Annotated in this window: 16 protein-coding genes; 4 read left to right on the top strand and 12 right to left on the bottom strand. The window is 66.8% G+C overall.

Translation table 11 applies throughout. The features are described 5' to 3' along the window. Window positions 1–5: 5 nt before the first annotated feature. The 4 genes from ACT3S6_RS08140 to amiA form a co-directional block, all read right to left on the bottom strand. Complete coding sequence (locus ACT3S6_RS08140) at window positions 6–1394, bottom strand: YcaO-like family protein (protein WP_443409125.1); 1389 nt, start codon at window positions 1392–1394, stop codon at window positions 6–8. Further along, on the bottom strand, window positions 1391–2422 hold the full coding sequence (locus ACT3S6_RS08145; RefSeq protein ID WP_443409126.1) for a CocE/NonD family hydrolase: 1032 nt from the start codon (window positions 2420–2422) through the stop codon (window positions 1391–1393). The genes ACT3S6_RS08140 and ACT3S6_RS08145 overlap by 4 nt, the downstream gene beginning before the upstream one ends. After that, the gene (locus ACT3S6_RS08150; RefSeq protein WP_444554510.1) at window positions 2419–2844 is read right to left on the bottom strand and encodes a hypothetical protein; all 426 of its coding nucleotides are present in this window, start codon (window positions 2842–2844) and stop codon (window positions 2419–2421) included. The genes ACT3S6_RS08145 and ACT3S6_RS08150 overlap by 4 nt, the downstream gene beginning before the upstream one ends. Window positions 2845–3241: 397 nt before the next feature. Next, the gene (gene amiA, locus ACT3S6_RS08155) at window positions 3242–3343 is read right to left on the bottom strand and encodes a streptamidine family RiPP (RefSeq protein WP_443409128.1); all 102 of its coding nucleotides are present in this window, start codon (window positions 3341–3343) and stop codon (window positions 3242–3244) included. A gap of 99 nt (window positions 3344–3442) precedes the next feature. Between amiA and ACT3S6_RS08160 the strand changes: the two genes are divergently transcribed. Both ACT3S6_RS08160 and ACT3S6_RS08165 read left to right on the top strand, forming a co-directional pair. Then, window positions 3443–4675 carry a hypothetical protein gene (locus ACT3S6_RS08160; RefSeq protein ID WP_443409129.1) on the top strand — a complete coding sequence of 411 codons (1233 nt, stop codon included), beginning with the start codon at window positions 3443–3445 and terminating at the stop codon, window positions 4673–4675. Window positions 4676–4683: 8 nt separating this feature from the next. After that, entirely contained in the window at window positions 4684–6498 is a 1815-nt protein-coding gene (locus ACT3S6_RS08165; protein WP_444554511.1) for a prolyl oligopeptidase family serine peptidase, read from the top strand. A gap of 325 nt (window positions 6499–6823) precedes the next feature. On the opposite strand, the gene ACT3S6_RS08170 is transcribed toward ACT3S6_RS08165, so the two are convergent. From ACT3S6_RS08170 to ACT3S6_RS08185, 4 genes are all read right to left on the bottom strand, one after another. Next, window positions 6824–7654, bottom strand: a complete 831-nt coding sequence (locus ACT3S6_RS08170) for an MFS transporter (protein ID WP_444554512.1) — start codon at window positions 7652–7654, stop codon at window positions 6824–6826. A gap of 207 nt (window positions 7655–7861) precedes the next feature. Next, window positions 7862–9433, bottom strand: a complete 1572-nt coding sequence (locus ACT3S6_RS08175; protein WP_444554513.1) for a Na+/H+ antiporter — start codon at window positions 9431–9433, stop codon at window positions 7862–7864. A gap of 107 nt (window positions 9434–9540) precedes the next feature. Further along, on the bottom strand, window positions 9541–10077 hold the full coding sequence (locus tag ACT3S6_RS08180; protein ID WP_444554514.1) for a serine protease inhibitor: 537 nt from the start codon (window positions 10075–10077) through the stop codon (window positions 9541–9543). A 93-nt stretch (window positions 10078–10170) separates the two neighbouring features. Next, complete coding sequence (locus tag ACT3S6_RS08185) at window positions 10171–11082, bottom strand: 3-methyladenine DNA glycosylase (protein WP_444554515.1); 912 nt, start codon at window positions 11080–11082, stop codon at window positions 10171–10173. A gap of 155 nt (window positions 11083–11237) precedes the next feature. On the opposite strand from ACT3S6_RS08185, the gene ACT3S6_RS08190 reads away from it, so the two are divergent. After that, window positions 11238–11474 (top strand): hypothetical protein, encoded by a 237-nt coding sequence (locus ACT3S6_RS08190; RefSeq protein WP_444554516.1) that lies wholly within the window; start codon window positions 11238–11240, stop codon window positions 11472–11474. Between the two features lie 92 nt (window positions 11475–11566). Continuing rightward, window positions 11567–12253 carry a GntR family transcriptional regulator gene (locus ACT3S6_RS08195; protein ID WP_444554517.1) on the top strand — a complete coding sequence of 229 codons (687 nt, stop codon included), beginning with the start codon at window positions 11567–11569 and terminating at the stop codon, window positions 12251–12253. Window positions 12254–12336: 83 nt separating this feature from the next. Here the strand turns inward: ACT3S6_RS08195 and ACT3S6_RS08200 are convergent, their stop codons facing one another. From ACT3S6_RS08200 to ACT3S6_RS08215, 4 genes are read right to left on the bottom strand one after another with little or no spacing between them, the layout of a single operon-like run. Then, window positions 12337–13794, bottom strand: coding sequence for an MFS transporter (locus tag ACT3S6_RS08200; RefSeq protein WP_444554518.1), 1458 nt, complete (start codon window positions 13792–13794; stop codon window positions 12337–12339). A gap of 28 nt (window positions 13795–13822) precedes the next feature. Continuing rightward, window positions 13823–15028 (bottom strand): M20 family metallopeptidase, encoded by a 1206-nt coding sequence (locus ACT3S6_RS08205; RefSeq protein WP_444554519.1) that lies wholly within the window; start codon window positions 15026–15028, stop codon window positions 13823–13825. Continuing rightward, window positions 15029–16291: an aminotransferase-like domain-containing protein gene (locus ACT3S6_RS08210; protein WP_444554520.1), complete on the bottom strand. Its 1263-nt coding sequence runs from the start codon at window positions 16289–16291 to the stop codon at window positions 15029–15031. Then, a complete protein-coding gene (locus ACT3S6_RS08215; protein ID WP_444554521.1) occupies window positions 16288–17784 on the bottom strand; it encodes a M24 family metallopeptidase in 1497 nt (498 codons plus the stop codon). Before ACT3S6_RS08215 ends, ACT3S6_RS08210 begins: the two co-directional genes overlap by 4 nt. Between the last annotated feature and the right edge of the window lie 70 nt (window positions 17785–17854).

Here is a 17854-nt window from a genome sequence, read left to right on the forward strand (position 1 = left end):
GGTTCCTACATGTGTGGTGGCGGGGCGAGGGTGAAATCCCCCGGGGCTACCGGCGGCACGTCCCGCCAGCCGCGGGACACGGCGGCTCCGGCGACGCGCGGACACCCCAGGTAGGCGAAGGCCGCAGGGGCGTTGGGCACCAGACCGCCGACCACGACCCGCACCACGCTCAAGCCGGTCAGGGCAACGTCCTCGGTGGTCAGTTCTCGGGTGTAGACCTGGTGCCCGGCACGGGCCAGGCTCCGGTGGACTTCCTCCATGGGCACGCCAGCCACTGTCTCGATGTCCACCAGCCCGCCGGCCGGTTCCCTGAAGCGCTCGGCCAGGGCATGCATCTGCGGGTCCAGCCACACCTGCACGTGGGCCCCGAGGTCCCGGACGGCTTCGAACTGCTCGCCGGCGTCTTGCAGGTAGCGACGGTCCGCCCGGTGTTCCAGGTAGAGGCCGCGGGCCATGAGCCCGGCCTCGACCGCCTGGAAGACCCAGCCGTCCGCGTCGGTGGTGCCCTGGGTGTAGATCCACGTGTGGACCGCCTCCAACACCGCCTTGCGGGCGGCGTCGGCCGGGTCGTTTTTGCAGGAGAATCCTGCGGCATAGAGCCCGGTGTCCGGGTCGTAGACCAGTGCGGCCATGGCCGGGGCGAATTCGCTGGGCATTTCCACTACCCAGTATTGAAGTCGGCAGCCTTCCATGTCCTGGGCCAGCCCGGGGATCGAGTCGGTGCGGATACCCCGGGTGGGGCCATCGAGATGCCACCACAATTCCAGGGCGTCGCGTTCCACGGTTTCCAGCAGGGCTCGGTCCCGCGCGTCGGCGAAGCCCTGCCCGGTGGCGATTCCGGCGTAATTCAGGTGGTGGATCCTTGGCAGCGCGGCGAAGCGCCGTTGCCGCCAGTTCAGGTAGACCAGGCTGGCGGGCAGCCAGACCTCTTGCCCGTCGACGTGTCGGCGGCAGGAGGTCCAGAGCGTTTCGGTGTCCTCGTCCAGGTTCCGGTACGGAAAGTCGGGGCGTCCCAGCTGCCAGGGGGCAAATCGGGGCAGCTCGTGCAGCGGGACGATACGGTGCCCGGCGGCCCTTGCCTGCCGGGCGTTGCCGATGAAGTGCTCGGTATCGGGGACGTCCGCCGGGATGAAGTTTCCGCAGTAGCGTTCCATGCCCTCGGCCACCGCCGCAATCCAGGCCTGGCGTTCATCGCCGAAGGTGGTGCCCAGAGACACGCGGTCGGCGGGCCAGTCGCCCAGCCAGCGGGCGTCGGAGACCTCGGCGGTCATGGAGGTGTAGGCGGGCGGTGCGTGCTCGGGGGTGAGCACAGAGCGGACCCGGCGGATGATCCCGGTGTGTTCATCCACCAGAGTATGCAGCGGTAATAGGCCAAGGTGTTCGGCTGTGGTCATGGGGATAATTCGCATTCTGCTGGGACGGGTGAATTGGTCGTGGCACGCAGCCGCGTTCGGTCGGTCGGATCCCAGGGATCGGTGTCGTCGCGGAACGGGTTGAATTCACGGGTGAACGGGAGAACCTCGGAACGGTCAAGGAATTCCTGGATCCGTGCCATGAGTCCTCCGTGGCGGCGCAGCGAGGATGCGGACCCTGGCTCCAGATCGGCGGTGAGCCGGTGTCCCCACGGGCCGGTGAGAAAGCCGCTGTTTCCCGTTGCCCAGGCCTCGGCCAGCTCGAGGGCCTCGTGGGCAAAGAAATCCCGGTGCCCGGAAACCACCAACAGAGCCGTTTGGCAATTTCCATAGCGGGTGCCAAGATCCAGTTTTGGCGCCTTCCACAGCCTGTCCCATTGGCCGGGGGCGTCCGCCCCGTAGATGTTCTCGGGCATCGCGTGGGCCAACCCGCGTTCCCGGGCCTCGTGGCACCGGCGTTCAAGGTCGGGACTGGCCAGCGGCGCCCGCGATTCGGCAGCGAAACCGTGCATGTGCCACCAGCCGATCCGGTCGCGCAGGCGCGGAGACCCGTCCGGGTTCCTGGCGGTCTCAAAGAGTCCAAGGGCGGGGACCATGGCGACCACGGCCGCGGCGCGCAACTGGTTCCCGTCGATTTCGAGGCGGCGGGCAGTCTCCAATGCGCAATGGGCATCATAGGAGGCACCGGCCAAGAACAACGGCCCGTTCAGCAATCCCTCGCGCTCCAGGAATCGCGCGGTTTCCGCACCGTCCTGGCCCTCGGTCGCGTAGGGCAGCCACGTTCCGGTGGAACCGTAACGGCCGCGTACATCCTGGACGAGCACGTCATGGCCTTGGGCCTGCCAGGCGCCTGCCTGGGCCCGATATTGCCGCCGATCATACGGCGTGCGGATCAACACCGTTCCCCGGTCCGTGTCGTGGACGGAGCGATGGTGGTCGCCAGCCAGCACGGTGCCGTCACCCAGTGCGATGTTCAGTCTCTGGGGTGAGGTGCGGGATCTGGGATTCATCGCCGTCGACCGGGATTTTCTGCCGGTTCGGCAAATCCGAGGACCGGATGTTGGCTGCTGCACAGCGTCCGGGTGTCGAGCCGCCAGAGGTTGCGCCGCAGTGCGGCAAGCTCGTCCGTGTCGTATTGCCATGCGGCGACCATGGACCGGATCCGTGCGCCAAGGAATTGGGTGGCAAGTGCGGGTAGGCCTTCGAGGGTTCCATCAGCGGGCCGTGCGGTCCCAAGCCAAACGTCCAGTTCGTCAGCGGCAACCGAGGCGGCCAGCCGGCGGCGCAGCACCTGTGAACCACTTGGGTCACCCGGGGCTAGTGCGAGTGGATCCACAAAGAGGATCTCTCCCTCGCGGTAGCACCGCAGCACGGCGGTGCCGCTGTCCGGCAGCGCGTCCAGGAGGCTACGCTCCGCCGGGGTGGTTGCCACTTGGACAACCAGGCCATGCGCCGCCACCGGTGTTCCACCGTCGTCGATGTCCTGAATGTCGAGCCCAGTCAGAGCAGTGTGGACAGACTCCCACCCGATCGTAGGGCACAGCACGGCGAGGCGTTCTCTCCCGGGGTGCGGACGCATTCTCTGGACTGCGCGGGCTTCCAGCTGTTGGCCTATTTGGCCGCGAATGGGATCCAGCATGCGCGCCGGTGCCCCGGTGGGCGTCTGCACGCGTAGGAATGTGCCGTCGGAGGAACGCACCGTGGTGTGTCCACGGAGTTCGAAATCATCTATGGCCGGGCTACTCATGGGTCCTTTCAAAATGTTGGCTCGCGGGCGCGGCACTGCGGGGTGGATGCCAGACATCCACCCCGCAGTCGAGAATGGTCGACTAGTCGAACGGGTTCTCGACGAGCGCGTTCGAGTGGGTGGCCGACAGGTGGGCCAACTGATCGGTCTCTTCTACTTCTGCAAGTACCACGGTGTTTTCCATGGGGGTTTCCTTTCGTAGGTGTTGTCATTGCCGTTCTGGCAACAAGAAGACTGTATACTTAATGAGAATCATTCTCAACTAATGCGTCATGGAGGTTCCATGAAACACGAAATGCTTGTCGTGGCGGACCAGCGGGCCCGAACGATTGGCTTCATCGATCCCGCGACCCAAGAGATCACCGGCTGGATCCCCGGCGTGGTCCTGGCCGAACACGCCGGGATCCTGCCACTGGGCAACGGACGGTGCGCCTGGATTGACAATGCGGGCGGATCGCTCATCGTCATGGATCCCTTCGCCGCCACGGACACGGATCCCGCGGCGGCGATTGAACACCGAATTTCCGTAGCCATCCCGGGAGAGCACATGGCCTGCGACCCCGCGGGCCGGTTCATTGCCGTCAGCACTGGCCTTGGGCAATCCTGGGAGCCGTGGAGCGACCTGCTCAGCGTCGTGGACCTGCGGGCAGCAGCGGGCCCATACTCCCGCCGGATCCGCACCCGCTCCGGCGAGCCCGGCGTTGTGGTGGCAGCAACCCCTGACGGACCGCGCGCGGTCCTGCGGCACCGCGAACCCGGAGCCATCGAATCCATCTCCATCGATGCCATCCTCACCGACGGCGTACATTGCCCGCAGCTGCGCGGCGGGATCCACGAAGCGGTCGGCACCGAAGGCCACGGAGACGCCTATGATCCGGCAACGGGCACCCTGTTCGTGGCCACCGAGCGCGGCCTTGAGTGCTTCGACGTGCGTGGGCGGGTCCCCGTTCCACTGCCGATGCGTCCCTGGGAAGCGGCGGGCCGCGCCTACTTCCTGCGCCATTGCCCCCGGCGGCGCCTACTGGTTGCCGTGCTGCGCGAAGGCGGGGAGCAACCGCGCCGGTGGGATACCTGGGGCAATACGCTGTGGGTCCATAACATCGACGCCAATACCTCGCGCAGCGCACCACTGGGCGACGGGATGATCTTCCGCTTTGCCCTGACCGGCACCGCCATTGCCGTGGCCCGGATCCACCCGGATGGGGACGACCTGCGCGTCTATGACGCCGAAACCCTGCAGGAGCGCGGCCGATGGAGCCTGCCGCCGATGGACCAGGCGCCGCGTCGCGGTGCCGAACCATGGGACAACGCCGATCGCCGGGCAATCGCGGCTTCGGGCAGCGACGAATGGGTCGCGGTGACCCGGGGCGGGCACGGCGAGGTGCATCTGGTGGACACCGGGGTTCCCGGATCTGCGTTGGTCACCATGGAGGTTCCGACGCCGCTGAACGACGGCGGCCACCTGGCTTGGCTCAAACGCGCAACCGCCGGTCCCGGCGACACGGTGGGACGATGATCCGGACCATGGCCGCGAAGAAGGGAAACGGCGTGGCTCCGGCCTCGTTGGACCTGAAGGAAAAGCCCCCGCTCCACGAGTACTTCCGGACCCAATTGCTGCATTGGGATTCCACACCACGCCAAGGCATGCCACAGGTCGCCGGCGGCAACGCCGTCTACACCTGGCGCAGCCCCGAGGAGGAATTCCCCGCGCTGTACCGCGTATCCGATGACTGGCTACGCCGGAGTCTGGCCCCGGGCAACCCGCCCGAACCCCCACCAGCCGGCTCCGCGCTGCCGGTGCCCGCGAACCGGGTGGTGCGCGGATTCGCCCTCGATCCCTCGGGCATGCGGGTCGCCGCCCTTCTCGGTCCGGCGGACGGCGAACTGGCCGAGATTTGGTTGCTCGCGGCGGGCACGGCGCCCGTGCCTCTGCCCGGCCCCCAATCCTGGCATGCCGCCCCGGTGTGGGCACCGGATGGAACGTCGCTCTGGGTGCTTTCCGGGAAACCCCCGGAACAAGCCATCTGGCGCTGCGCAATTGGCGCAAACGGTCCCACCGGGCCACCGGAGCCGTTTCCGTTCCCCGAGGAACTCGGAACCCCGGGCGCCGGGGAAAGGATGAGCCTGCGAATCACAGACGGATCGTTGCAGCTCACGGTGCGCATCCCCGGTCACGGATCGCGGCGCTGGATCCACCGGGACGGTGGCTGGATCGGAATTACGGGCCCAGACCCGCTTCCGGTGGACGTCCCGGGGCACAAGGTTTTGGCCAGATTAAGTGGCCCGCACGGAATCGTGTTGGCCACCGAGGGGCCCGCCGGCACCGAGGTGACACGGGACGGGACAACGCTGTGGAAGCTGGAGGCAGCCGAGCAACTCACCGCACTGTCTCTCAGCACGCATCCGGACGGCGGCGCGCTGTGGGTCCAGAGCGCTTCCCCGGAACGTCCCTCGGGCGTCGTTTGCCTGGAGCTCCAGGCGGTGGCCGATGCCGCCACTCAGCAACCGCCGGGCAGGGACTCCGCCGCTTTCACGCACCTTCGGCTGCTGGTCCCCGCCCGCGACGGAGTGGAGATCCCCGTGATCGTCTCGGCACGGACCTGCGACATTTCCAAGGAGCGCCCCGCATCTCCGCGGCCGCTGCTGCTTTCTTGCTACGGGGGCTTCGGGGTTGTGCACCGCACCGAGCCAGAACCCAGCGTGGCCGCGTGGATTGCCGCCGGCGGCATCCATGTGGCAGCTCAGGTACGCGGGGGCGGGGAACTGGGCCCGCAATGGCACGAGGCCGGACGAGGGGCCAACAAGTTGCGTGCCATCCACGACCTGATCGATGTGGCCCGCCACCTGGTGGTTCAGGGCTGGACGACGGTAGAGGGCCTCGCCGCCGTGGGTGCCTCCCATGGCGGCTTGGTGGTCAGTGCCGCCGCGTTGATGGAGCCCGGCGCCTTCGGCCGGGTGATTGTGGTGGCACCTTTGCTGGATACCGTCAATCTGCAGCGGCACGGGTTGGGATCCCAATGGCTCCACGAATTCGGGGCCGATGGGGGAACCACCGGGCAGCAACGCGCCACCTATTCCCCGCTCCATCTCCTGGCCGCACTGGATTCGGCCGACGGGCTTCCACCGATACTGTGCTGCGTGCTCGGCAATGACGAACGGGTCGACAACACTGCAGCGGAGGAATTCGTCGCCGGGATCCGGTGCCGCGGCGGCGGTGCCTGGCTGCACAGGGAGCATGGCGGCGGTCATGCACAACGGGCCTCTGGCAGCCTGCTGGATTTCTCTGCCACCGTACTCTCGTTCGCGGCTGACCATCGGCACTGGCCGATTCGGGGTTAGTCAACGAAACCTAGCAGGCAATCCCGGCGACACGCCTATCTCCACGCCGCCGTCGAAAGTTTGGAGGTGATGCGCATCTTGACCGCCGTTCTGGCCCACGCAAATGGTCGCGCTCGAGAAATGCCATACCCCTCACGAATTTGGATCGCAACCCCATGGCCCTGATCTGTTTTCGGTCCCTCTCGCCTCTGGGATAGGAACATATCAACCTCACCGGCGATTACACCAGGCCACGCACCAACAGGATCAAGCCCGGCAAATACAGGCGGCAGCGACGCGCATCTAAAGCTTAGCGTCGGATATTTCACTTTTTCACAAGCCACCCCTAGTAGACGACGGCGTTGATCCCGGTGAAGACCTGGAAGAACGTCAGGACGAACAGGACCACCATGGCCGGGCGGGCGGAACGGAACAGCGTCCCGATCCCCGCGTCCTGCTGTTGGAGGCTGGCTTGGATGTCGTCCACTTCGGCCTGGGCGATCTCGTCGGTACCGCGCAGCTTCTTCAGGACCTTCAGCGCTTCCTGGCCCCGGCCCCGGGTGAGCAGCCAGCGCGGGCTGGCCGGGCTGAGCAGCATGCCGAAGAAGAAGATGATGGCGGGGAAGACCCCTGCCGCGAGGATCCACTGCCAGGACCCCGAATCGTGGAGCAGGTCCCCGACGATGTAGGCGCCGAGGATGCCGACGTTGACCGCCAGCTGGTACAGGCCGGTCAGCAGACCGCGAATCCGTGTGGGGGCCAGCTCGGAAAGGTAGATCAGGCCGAACATGTTGGCGATGCCCACGGCCAGGCCGAGGAAGAAACGGGCGAACATCAAAAACCCGATGTTCGGGGCCAGCCCGCAGGCGATGGACCCGACGATGAAGATCCCCGCCCCCACCAGCAGGATGTGCCGGCGGTCGAAGCGCCGTGAGGCGATGGTGCTGACCACGATGGCCGGCAAGGCGCCCCAGAGGAGCAGGGAGGTGACCAGCCCCTGGGTTTGGGCGTCGATGCCGAAGTCCTGGGTCAGCAGGGGCAGGGCCCCGGAGATCGCGCCCGAGTCGTAGCCGTAGAGCAGGCCGGAGAACCCGGCCAGGATGGCAATGAGGATGACCACCTTGGGGATCGCCTCGGTGGAATGATCTCTGGACGATGGCGCCTTGTTCTCAGCCATGGAGGTGCTCCTTTGCGGGCTACGTGTCGGCGGATTCGTTGGCCGGGGGGAGACTGCCTCCACATCGGCCGGAAGGCTCGGCCCGAAAGTAACGAACGACACAACACTAGAGGTCCTATGTCTGGATCGTCAAAACTGGCAATTCAGCACGGATTTACGAATTCATGCACAAATCACCGGAGTTACATAGGATGTTTTGCCGTCGGGTTAGCGGTCCAGGGTGACCGTACGCAGGTCCAACCGGCGTAGCACCCGATCCACCGCCTCGGGATCCGCCTCGGGTTCCCGGCGCATCGACAGCACCTCGCGCCGGGCTGCGTCGAGGGCCTCGCGTTGGACCTGGTCCATGGCCGCGAGGGTCTTTTTGACGATGCGCGCCTTCTCCGGGTCGTCGCCGAAATCGTGTTCGAGGATCCGGTGCAGCGAGGACATGCGACGGGCGAGCTTCTCGCGCCGTTCGGGGGAGAGCTTCTGCGCCGCCTCGGATTGCCTGACGGTGTCCATGGCCACCTCCTCGGCGCGGACGGCGATGGCCCGTTCGGCCCGTTCGGCCTTGGCCCGGTCGTCGGGCAGCTTCAGATGCCGCATCAGGGTCGGCAGGGTCAGCCCCGGGCCCACCAGGGTGACCAGCAGGACGGCGCAGGCGCAGGTGATGATGAAGTTGCGCCCCGGGAACGGGTCCCCGTTGTCCATCTCCAACGGGAGCGCCAAGGCCAGCGCCAGGGTGGCCAGACCCCGCATGCCGCACCAGCTGACCACGAGCACTTCCTTGAGCGAGCCCGGCACGCTGTTGCGCTTTTCGGTGCCCCCGACCTTGTACATCAACATCATCCAGCCGAAACGCACCAGCAGCACCGCGGCGCAGACGACCAGGATCCCGGGGATGAAGGCCATGATGCCCGCTCCTTCGTCCTCGAAGACGTAGCGCATCTCGATGCCCAGCAGGCCGAAGGCGACCCCGGTGGTCAGCATCTCCACCACGTCCCAGAAGGAGTTGCGGGTCAGGCGTTCGGCGGAATCCTGGGGGCGGGCCCGCCGGCCCAGTTCCAGGGCGGTGACCACGACGGCGACGACGCCCGAGCAATGGATCTCCTCGGCCAGGATGTAGACGGCGAAGGGGGCCACCAGGGTCGCGGCGGAGCGGGCCACCAGATCGGGGACGAAGCGGTTCAGTGTTCCCACGAGCCAGGCCATGGCCAGGCCCAGGACGACGGCTCCGGCGGCGCCGAGGAGGAAACGCGGGATCACATCCCAGCCGACGTCCCGGCCGCTGGCGGCCGCGGCCACGGCGGTCTGGAAGATGACGATGGCGGTGGCGTCGTTGAACAGCCCCTCGGTTTGTAGCACGGTGGTCAGCCTGCGGGGCATGCTGACCTTGGCGGCGACCGCCTCGACGGCCACGGGGTCCGGCGGGGCGACGATGGCGCCGAGCGCGATGGCCGCCGGCAGTCCCATGGAGGGGATCAGCAACCAGGTGGCCCCGGCGACGATGGCCACGGTCACGGCGATGAGCAGGACCGCCAGCAGCACCAAGGAACGCCAACGCAGCCGGAAGACCGCCCAGGAACTACGCTGGGCCACCGCATACAACAGCGGAGGCAGGAACAACGGAAGGATCATTTCCGCGTCGATGTGGATCTCGGGGATGAACGGCAGATAGGCCACCAGCGCCGAGAAGACGAGCATCAGCACCGGATAGGGCAATCTGATCCGCTCCCCGAGCCCGGCGACGAGCACCGTTCCGAACAGCAGGCCAACGAGCAGGATCAAGAATTCCATGGGTGTGTTCCTCCGGGCGCCAGTCTTTCACGCCGCGGGCCCGCCCGGGCCCTGAAATCGACCTGGGCGGTAATGAATCGGTGACTACCCGGGGGAGGGGGCAGTGCCTACTGGTCGCCGCTGGCCGTTCCGCGTCCCAGCAATGCCTCGGCGGACTTCCAGGCCGAGATCTTGCACCCGTTGCCCAGGGCGAAGGCACGTTGGACCGTCGTCTCGTTCAAGGTGCCCTCCACGATGGCCGTCTGTGGACCGGCCGACTCCTGGGTGCAGTCGGCATCCTTCTTCGCCTTCCCGGTCAGCACGGTCTTGCCGGGGCCGTCGAGGAAGGTGCAGGCCTCCTCGGCCTGAGGATGGTCGGTCCCCTTACCGGGGACCCCTCCGGAACAGACGAGCCGGTACCGGTGGACTACATCCTCGCCATTGGAGGTGATGGTGATGGACAGATCGGCGTCCGTCCCCTCCTCCGGGCCCGCCGGTTGTTCGGTGGGCTCCGGGGCCGAGGACTCCGTGGCGGCAGTGGTCTGCGTTGGTTCGGAGTCGGGACTTTCGCCTGCGCAGCCGCTGAGCAGCAGCAATCCCAGTGCGGCGGCGGCCATCGTCGATAAGGTTCGTGCGGTCCAGCGGTTGGCTTGGTTCGTTTCCATCGTGCACCCCCGGTAGCGGTTGGTCGGACAAAGACCCTTAGGGGTGAATCTGCCACTCCCGGCGTCCGGTGTCCACTGTTCGGCGTCGGGGATTCATCGGCCGGGGGTCGGGACCGGCTCCGTTTCCGCGGCCGCGATCAGGTCGTCGGCGACGGCCAGCAGGCGAAGGCGCAGCCCGGTGGCCTGCTCGGCAAAACCCTGTTGCAGCCTCACGTATTCGGCCTTCCCGGCGGCGGTTTCGATACGGATCGGCGTATAGCCCCAGTCGCCCAGTTCGTAGGGGGAGGCCCGCATGTCCATGGTCCTGATGTCCCAGGCCAGTTCGAAGGTCGCCAGCAGCAGTTCCCCCGGAACCGCGGCCGAGAGCTTATAGGCCCATTTATAGAGGTCCATGTTCGCGTGCAGACAACCGGGCTGGTCCAGCGACGCCTGGTTCTCCCGGGTGGGCCGTTCCTCGTTCAGGCCCACGGCCTGCGGGGTGTAGAAGCGGAAGGCGTCAATATGGGTGCAGCGGATCCGGTGGCCTTCGACGACCTCGTCGGTGCCGGCGGCGCCCAGCCGCAGCGGTAGGTAGTCATGGCGTACCCCGTTCTCCTCCGATTTATACGCCATCGCCCATTCATGCAGACCGAAGCAGGAGAAGCGGGCGGGGTTCGAAGCCGCCCCGGCCAGGATCGACCGGGCGTGGGTGACGGTGCGGTGCCGTTCGGCCATGAAGGCCGCCGCGTCGAAGGTGACCCCCTCGCCGTGGGGCCGGTGGTGCCTCCACGTCAGCCGCTCGGCGGCCTGGTCGCCCAGCAGGACGACGCCGGTGCCCGGGTTCCAGCGCTGCAGCCGGCCGGGCTTCTCGGTGTAGTAGGTGAACAGGAAGTCCTCCACCGGATGTTTGCGCTGGGTGGAGCGACGCTGGAGGAATGGTGCGGCGAAGTGTTGGACCCGGTCACGGTGGGCCCGGGCGCGGGGGAGCCAGAGGTCCTCGGTCAGATGGGGCAGATCGGCTGGCATGGTCCCATTATCGCGTTCTCCCGCCCCCGGGACCGCATCGGCGGCGGGAGAGGGGAAAAACAACCGTGGAGTAGGATGGTGGGTCGGGGGGTTCCCGTGCCCCGGGTGCTTCCGTACCCGGCTCGAGGCCGGAATCCCGAGCCTGAAAGGGACACATGGACCATAAGCGGTTGCCCATAGTGAAGGACACCACCGGTTTGGGGATCGGATACAAGATCGGGTGGTGGTTGCAGTTCATGGGGTATTTCTTCTTCGGGCCCGCGGATCAGCTGCCCCACCTCGATCCACGCGAACGCCTGAAGCGTGAAAGGGCACGGCGGGTCCTGCGGGCCCACCGCAAGCGCGGGACCGACGCTCCGGATGAGGTACTGCTGGTCGCCGGCTCCGACTGAACCATCGAGGAGGCGGAGGGCTGGAAAGGACCGCCGGGCAAGGTTGTAGGATTGTTTGCATCCGACAAAACCGACCCCAGTGAGGAACCCCCATGCCCGCCTCGAGCCTCGAGCCGTTGCACCAGGAGTCCACTCCCTCGATCATCGCGCGCAAGATCCGCACCGCCATCGGCAACGGGGAGTTCGAGCCCGGAACACAACTGGGGGAAGCCGACCTGGCCGGGCGGCTGGGGGTCAGCCGGGGCCCGCTCCGCGAGGCGATGCAACGGTTGACCCAGGAGGGCCTGCTGATCAGCATCCGCAACCGGGGGCTCTTCGTCGTGGAACCGACCCCGGCGGATATCTCCGATATCTATCTCACCCGTACCGCCGTCGAACGCGGGGCCGCGCTGAAGATCATCGAACTGGACCGGACCGGAAGCGAGGCGGGGGCGGAGCTGTTGGCCATCGTGGAGAAGATGGCGGCCCTGGGGCCGGGAAGCGATCCTGCCGAACTGAGCCTGATCGACCTCTCCTTCCACGAGGCGATGGTCCGCTGGGCGTCCAGCAAACGGCTGACGCGGATCCACCGGACCCTGGTCACCGAAACCCGGATGTGCCTGGTCGCGCTCGAACAGGCCGAATACTCACTCCAGCACCGGGTGGATGAACACCGGCATATCGCCGAGGCCATCCTCGCCGGGGATGTCCCGGCGTTGCACCGGGCGCTGGCCGAACACATGGACAGCGCCATCGCCCAGCTGCTCGAGCCCCTGGCCGATGGGGCCGGCACCGACTGAGCCCCCTGCCCCGAAGACACCACGAACCGAAAAAAGGGAGGGTGTGCGCCGCGGCGCACACCCTCCATTTCCGAGCTGTCTTCCTACTGCGCCATGGCCTTGCCCGCGTCGGCCTTGGTCCGGTTGACCTGGACCCACTTCCTGGACGGCCAGCCGACCGATCCGGGATCGCCGGGCAGATCCTCGCCACGCAGTGACGCCTGGGACGTCTCCCGCATGCACAGGATAGCGATGAAGCCGACTATGCCGGCCAGCGACATGTAGATCCCCGGCACCAACACGTTTCCGGTGATATCGATCAACTCGTTGGTCAGTGTCTGCGAGGGGCCCGCAATGAACGCCACGGAGAAGTTGTAGCCGATCGCGAAGCCCGTATAGCGCACATTCGTGGGGAATAGTGCCGGCAAGGTGGAGGACACCGAGGCGACCAGGATGACCAGCAGGGCGCCCAGCACGGCCAGACCGATGAACTGCAGGAACAGGTTGTCGATCCCCAGCAACACCATCGCCGGAACGGCCAAGAGAATATACCCGCCAGCAGCGGTCAGGAGCAGGGGTTTGCGTCCGATCCGGTCCGAGAGGGCGCCCATGAACGGGATCACCACCAGCATGACGACCATGATCGCCACCAGCATCCAGTTGCCCTGGGCGGTACTGTGACCTAACTGTTCGGACATGTAGGTGGGCATGTAGCCGAGGATCAGGTAGAAGGCGACGTTGAGCAGGACGACGAACCCGCCCAGGATGAGCACTTCGCGCCACTGGGTGCGCAGGGTGTGGCGGATTGGGGTTTTGGAGGTTTCCTGGCTATCGGAGGCTTCGGAGAAGACTGCTGCTTCGCCCAGCTTCGTCCGGATGTACAGGGCGGTCAGCCCCAGGGGGATGGTCATCAGGAAGGGCAGACGCCACCAGCCGGCGAGCATTCCGTCGTCACCGACGATCGTGATCAGTGCGGTGCAGACCGTGGCCGAGAGGATGAAGCCCACCATCGTGCCGAATTCCAGGAACGAGCCCAGGAAACCGCGACGCTGATCGGGGGCGCATTCGGCCATGTAGACCGCAGCGCCACCATATTCGCCGCCAGCCGAGAAGCCCTGGACCATGCGGCAGAGCAACAGCAGCAGCGGAGCCGCCAAACCGATCGTCTGGATGGTGGGCAGCAGGCCGATGACGCCGGTGGCGGTGGTCATCATCAACACGGTCAGGACCATGACCTTCTGCCGGCCGAATTTATCGCCCAGCGGGCCCAAGATCAGACCGCCCAAGGGGCGGACGAGGAAGGACATCGCCAAGGTGGCCAGGGCGAGGGTGACTCCCAGCCCGCCGTCACCCTCTTCGGAGCCGAAGAAGTTCACTGCCATGTAGATGGTCAGGTAGCCGTAGACGCCGTAGTCGAACCACTCGACCGCGTTGCCCAGTGCCGAACCCAGGATGGAGCGGTGCAGGCTATCCTTGGCTTCCTGCGTCTGGGGCTCGGCGCCCGGGGCATTGGGGTCCTCCATCGTCATTGCGCCGGATGATCCCTGGGGTTGTTCGCTCATGATCGTTTGCCTTTCGGCCGTCGGTGGGCTAGGCGCCTGATGCGCCGTTATCGGGGTTCAGCAAGGTGGATATCAGCATGCCATATGCGCGCGTTGCCGCCACAACTTCGGAGACACGAACTGATTCGTTCGGTTGGTGTGCCTCGTCGTTGAGCTCGCCCGGACCCAGCACGATGCTCGGAATCCCGAAATCGCGGGAAATGAACCCGCCATCACAGGAGGCGCTCCATCCCGAGATGCTGGTCTCCACCCCGGCGTCGGCCAAAGCGCCGACGGCCGCGGTGACCAGCGGATGGTCCGGATCGGTGCGGAATCCCGGCATCTCCATGGTGGTGTTGACCTGGACGGAAATCCCGTCCCCGGTGATGCCCGCCGCCTCGATGCCCGCGACCAGCTCCTCACGGATGGCCGTGGTGTCTTCACCGGGCATGAGCCGGCGGTCGAACCATAGATGGGCTTCGGGGGCGACCATCGAGGTGCCCCGCCCCCCGGAGATCATGCCGGTGTTCCAGGTGGCGTACCCCAGCAGCGGGTCGTTTTCGGCCCGCAGGCGCTCCTGGTCGGCGGTGACGAGGTTGCAGATCCGCACGGCCGCGTCGATCGCATTGCGCCCATCGCTGGGCCGTCCGGAGTGGGCGGCCTGTCCGGTCACCTCGACCTCCAGATAGGAATCCCCCCGGCAGGCGATGACCGTTTCCAGATCGGTCGGTTCGGCGACGATGCAGCCGAGGTAACGGTGTTCCAGTCCGTCGGCGACCAAGGCCCGGATCCCGGCCCCGGTCTCCTCCTCGTCGACCAGGCAGGCCAGAGTCACCGGACCGGCGAGCCGGGTTCCGGCCTCGTGCAGCATGGTCATGGAGGTCAGCACGGCCGCCAGGCCGCCCTTCATGTCGGTGGCGCCGCGGCCGAAGAGCCGGCCGTCGGCCTCATAGGCGTCGAAGGGCTCGCGGTCCCAGCCGTCCCCGACGGGGACGACGTCGGAGTGGCCCAGGAAGAGCAGTCCGTCCCCGTCCCCGCCGGGCAGGGTGATGAACACATTCGGCCGGCCCGGCTCGACCTCCCGGGTCCTGACCTGCAGGCCCCGCCGCTTCGCTTCGGCGACCAGGGCCTCCACGGTGGCCTGTTCGGTGCCTCCGGGGTTCACCCCGCCGGCGTTGATCAGCTCGATCGTCAGGGCAGTCAGGGCCGGGGCATCGACCTGCCACGCAGTGCTCCCGGTGGCCGTGTCCGTCATTCAGCCACGCCCCGACGCCGGCGCGGAGCCGGTGGCGGCGGCATCGGGCTGCCGGGTTTCCTCCAGGGCGAGATCCAGTGCGGCGGCCAGGCGTTGGACGCCGACGTCGGTGCGCTCGGGCCCGGTGGAGGCGAAGCACACCCGGAAGGCCGAGGCGAAGCGGCCCCCTGCCGACAGGGCCGGGCCCGGGATGAAGGCCACGCCTTCGGCCAGGGCGATCTCGAACAGCCGGCGGGTGTCCACTGCCGCGTCCTCCCCGGTGAGGGTGACCCAGAGGAAGAAGCCCCCGTCCGGATGCGTCGTGCGGATCCGTCCGCCCAGGTTCTTTTCCAGGCTCGCCTGCATCGCGTCGCGCCGGGCGTGGTACTCCCCGCGCAGGAAGGCCAGGTGCTCGTCGAGGATCCCGCGGCGCAGGTATTCGGCCACCACATGCTGGGCCGGGACGTTGGTACAGGTGTCCATCGCCTGCTTGGCGTTGATGATGAGCTGCTGCAGCGAAGGATCGGCGTCGATCCAGCCCACCCGCAGCCCCGGAGCCAAGATCTTGGAGAACGTCCTGACCGAGAACACCAGCGGGTCGTTGTCGCTGAGTTGGCGGAACCCGGGCAGGTCCTCGCCGGCGAAGCGCAGCAGTCCGTAGGGGTCGTCGTCGATGATGACCGCCGCCCAGCGGCGGGCCAGCCCGATGAGGCGTTCCCGCCGTTCCACCGAGAGCGTGGTGCCCGAGGGGTTCTGGAAGTTCGGGATCGTGTAGATCGCCTTGGGGGTGCGGCCGGCGGCGTCGACGAGGCGTTCGAGCTCGTCGATGTCCATCCCGTCCGCATCCATCGGCACCTCGAGCAGTTCGGCCCCGTAGCTCAGTGCGGTGGCCGACCCGTTGGTGTAGGTCGGGGATTCGACGATGACCAGATCGCCCGGATCGACGAAGAGCTTGCAGGCGATGTCCAGGCCCTGCATGCCGCCGGAAGTGATGCTGATCCGTTCGGGGCTGGTGGGCTCCGCCGTGGTGCCCAGGTAGTCGACCAGTGCCTTGACCAGGCGGGGTTCCCCCTCGGAGGCGCCGTAGGTGAAGGAGGAGGCGTCGTGGACGCTGGCGGCGATCTCGGTGAACGTGTCCACCGGAACGAACTCGTCCGCCGGGGCGCCCATGGCGAAACGGATGATGTCGTGCTTCTGGGCGGCGAGCAGCGAGGTGCTTGAGTCGATGACGGAGCCCACGAGGTTCTCGGCGCGGCCGGCGAGTGGCAGGTTCACGGTGGTCATGGTGTCTCCTTCGGGGGGTTTTCGGTGTCGCTGTCGTCTTCGAGGGCGTCCAGCGGAGGGCTGGTGGGACGGGCCGGGTCGCTATCGGCGGCCTCGGCGTTTCGTGCCACGATGTTCATCGAACCGGTCAGGGTCGATTCGTCGGGAGTGGTGAACCCGAAGCGGGGGGTGGCCGGACGGCGTGGTTCGTTCGTCGGAGGGGTCATCCCGGGCAGGCCGGGGGCATTGGAGATCGCGCGCTCGCCGGGGTTGCCGAGCACGTTGATCGACTCCGCCGCCTCGTGGCCGGCCTTGCCGGCGGGAACGAGCCCGCGGGGGAAGGACGTGAAAGTCTCGACCCCGGTATCGGTGACCCGGATGGCCTCGGAGACCTCGTAGCCGTAGCCGTCCATCCACATGCCACACATCAGGTGGAACGTCATGTTCTCGGCCAGCAGGGTCTGGTCCTCGCTGCGCAACGAGATCGTCCGCTCGCCCCAGTCCGGGGGGTAGCCGACCCCGATGGAGTAACCGATGCGCGAGGCCTTCTCGTAGCCGTATTCGAAGAGCGTGCGGTTGAAGACCTGCGAAAGCTCCTGCACCGGAGCCCCGGGATGTACCGTTTCCAACACCGCGGCCAACGCATGGTCGGTGGCCTGGGCCAGATGCGCCAGCTGGGCGGTGGGCGTGCCGGTCATGAACGTCCTGGCCATGGGTACGTGGTAGCGCTGGTAGGCCCCCGCCAGCTCCACGATCATCGCCTGGTCCTTCTCGAGCGGCTCGTTGTTCCAGGTCAGATGCGGGGTATCGGCCGACTCGCCGGTGGGGAGCATGGGCACGATGGCGGTGTAGTCACCACCGAACTCCTCCGTGCCACGGATCTGGGCGTTGGTGATGGCCGCGGCGACATCGCACTGCCGGGCGCCGACTTCGATGGCGTCCTGGGCCGCGTGCATGGCCATGTTGGTGACCACCGCCGCATGGCGCATCAGCTGGATCTCCGCCGGCGATTTGATCGCCCGGACCCAGTTGACCAGTTCGAAGCAGTCCACCAGCGTCCACTCCGGCAGAGCGTTGACCAGCGACCGGTATCCCTTGGGGGAGAAGAAGTGGGCGTCCATCTCCAACCCCACGCAGCCCCTCGTGGCCGGGGCGATGAGGTACCTGGCGCGCAGGGCGTAGGCGACCCAGTCGAAGGGGTGCAGGTGTGGGCGGTGGACGTAGCGTTCGGGGTATCCGACGATGTTGTCCGAATCCAGCCAGGTGGTGCGGAACGCGCCGTTGGCGTCCATCTCACGGGTAAACAGGATCATGTCCCCTTCCATGGGGACGAAGACCATCTGCGGGGTGTAGAACGACCAGGCGTTGTACCCCGTCAGATAGTAGATGTTCGCCGGGTCGGTGACGATCAGCGCACTGAGTCCCTGGTCCTGCATGCGCACCCGTGCCGCGGCCAATCGTGCGGCATACTCCTCGGTGGTGAAGAGCATTGGTGCGAAGCCCGTCTGTACCATTCAAGCTCCTTAAAAACCCATCGTAGATTGTCTACAATTCTAGGGTGTGGTTCAGGTCACTGGCAAGCAT

Origin of the sequence: Arthrobacter sp. AOP36-C1-22 (assembly GCF_052377515.1) — a bacterium.
Taxonomy (GTDB): Bacteria; Actinomycetota; Actinomycetes; order Actinomycetales; family Micrococcaceae; genus Arthrobacter_H.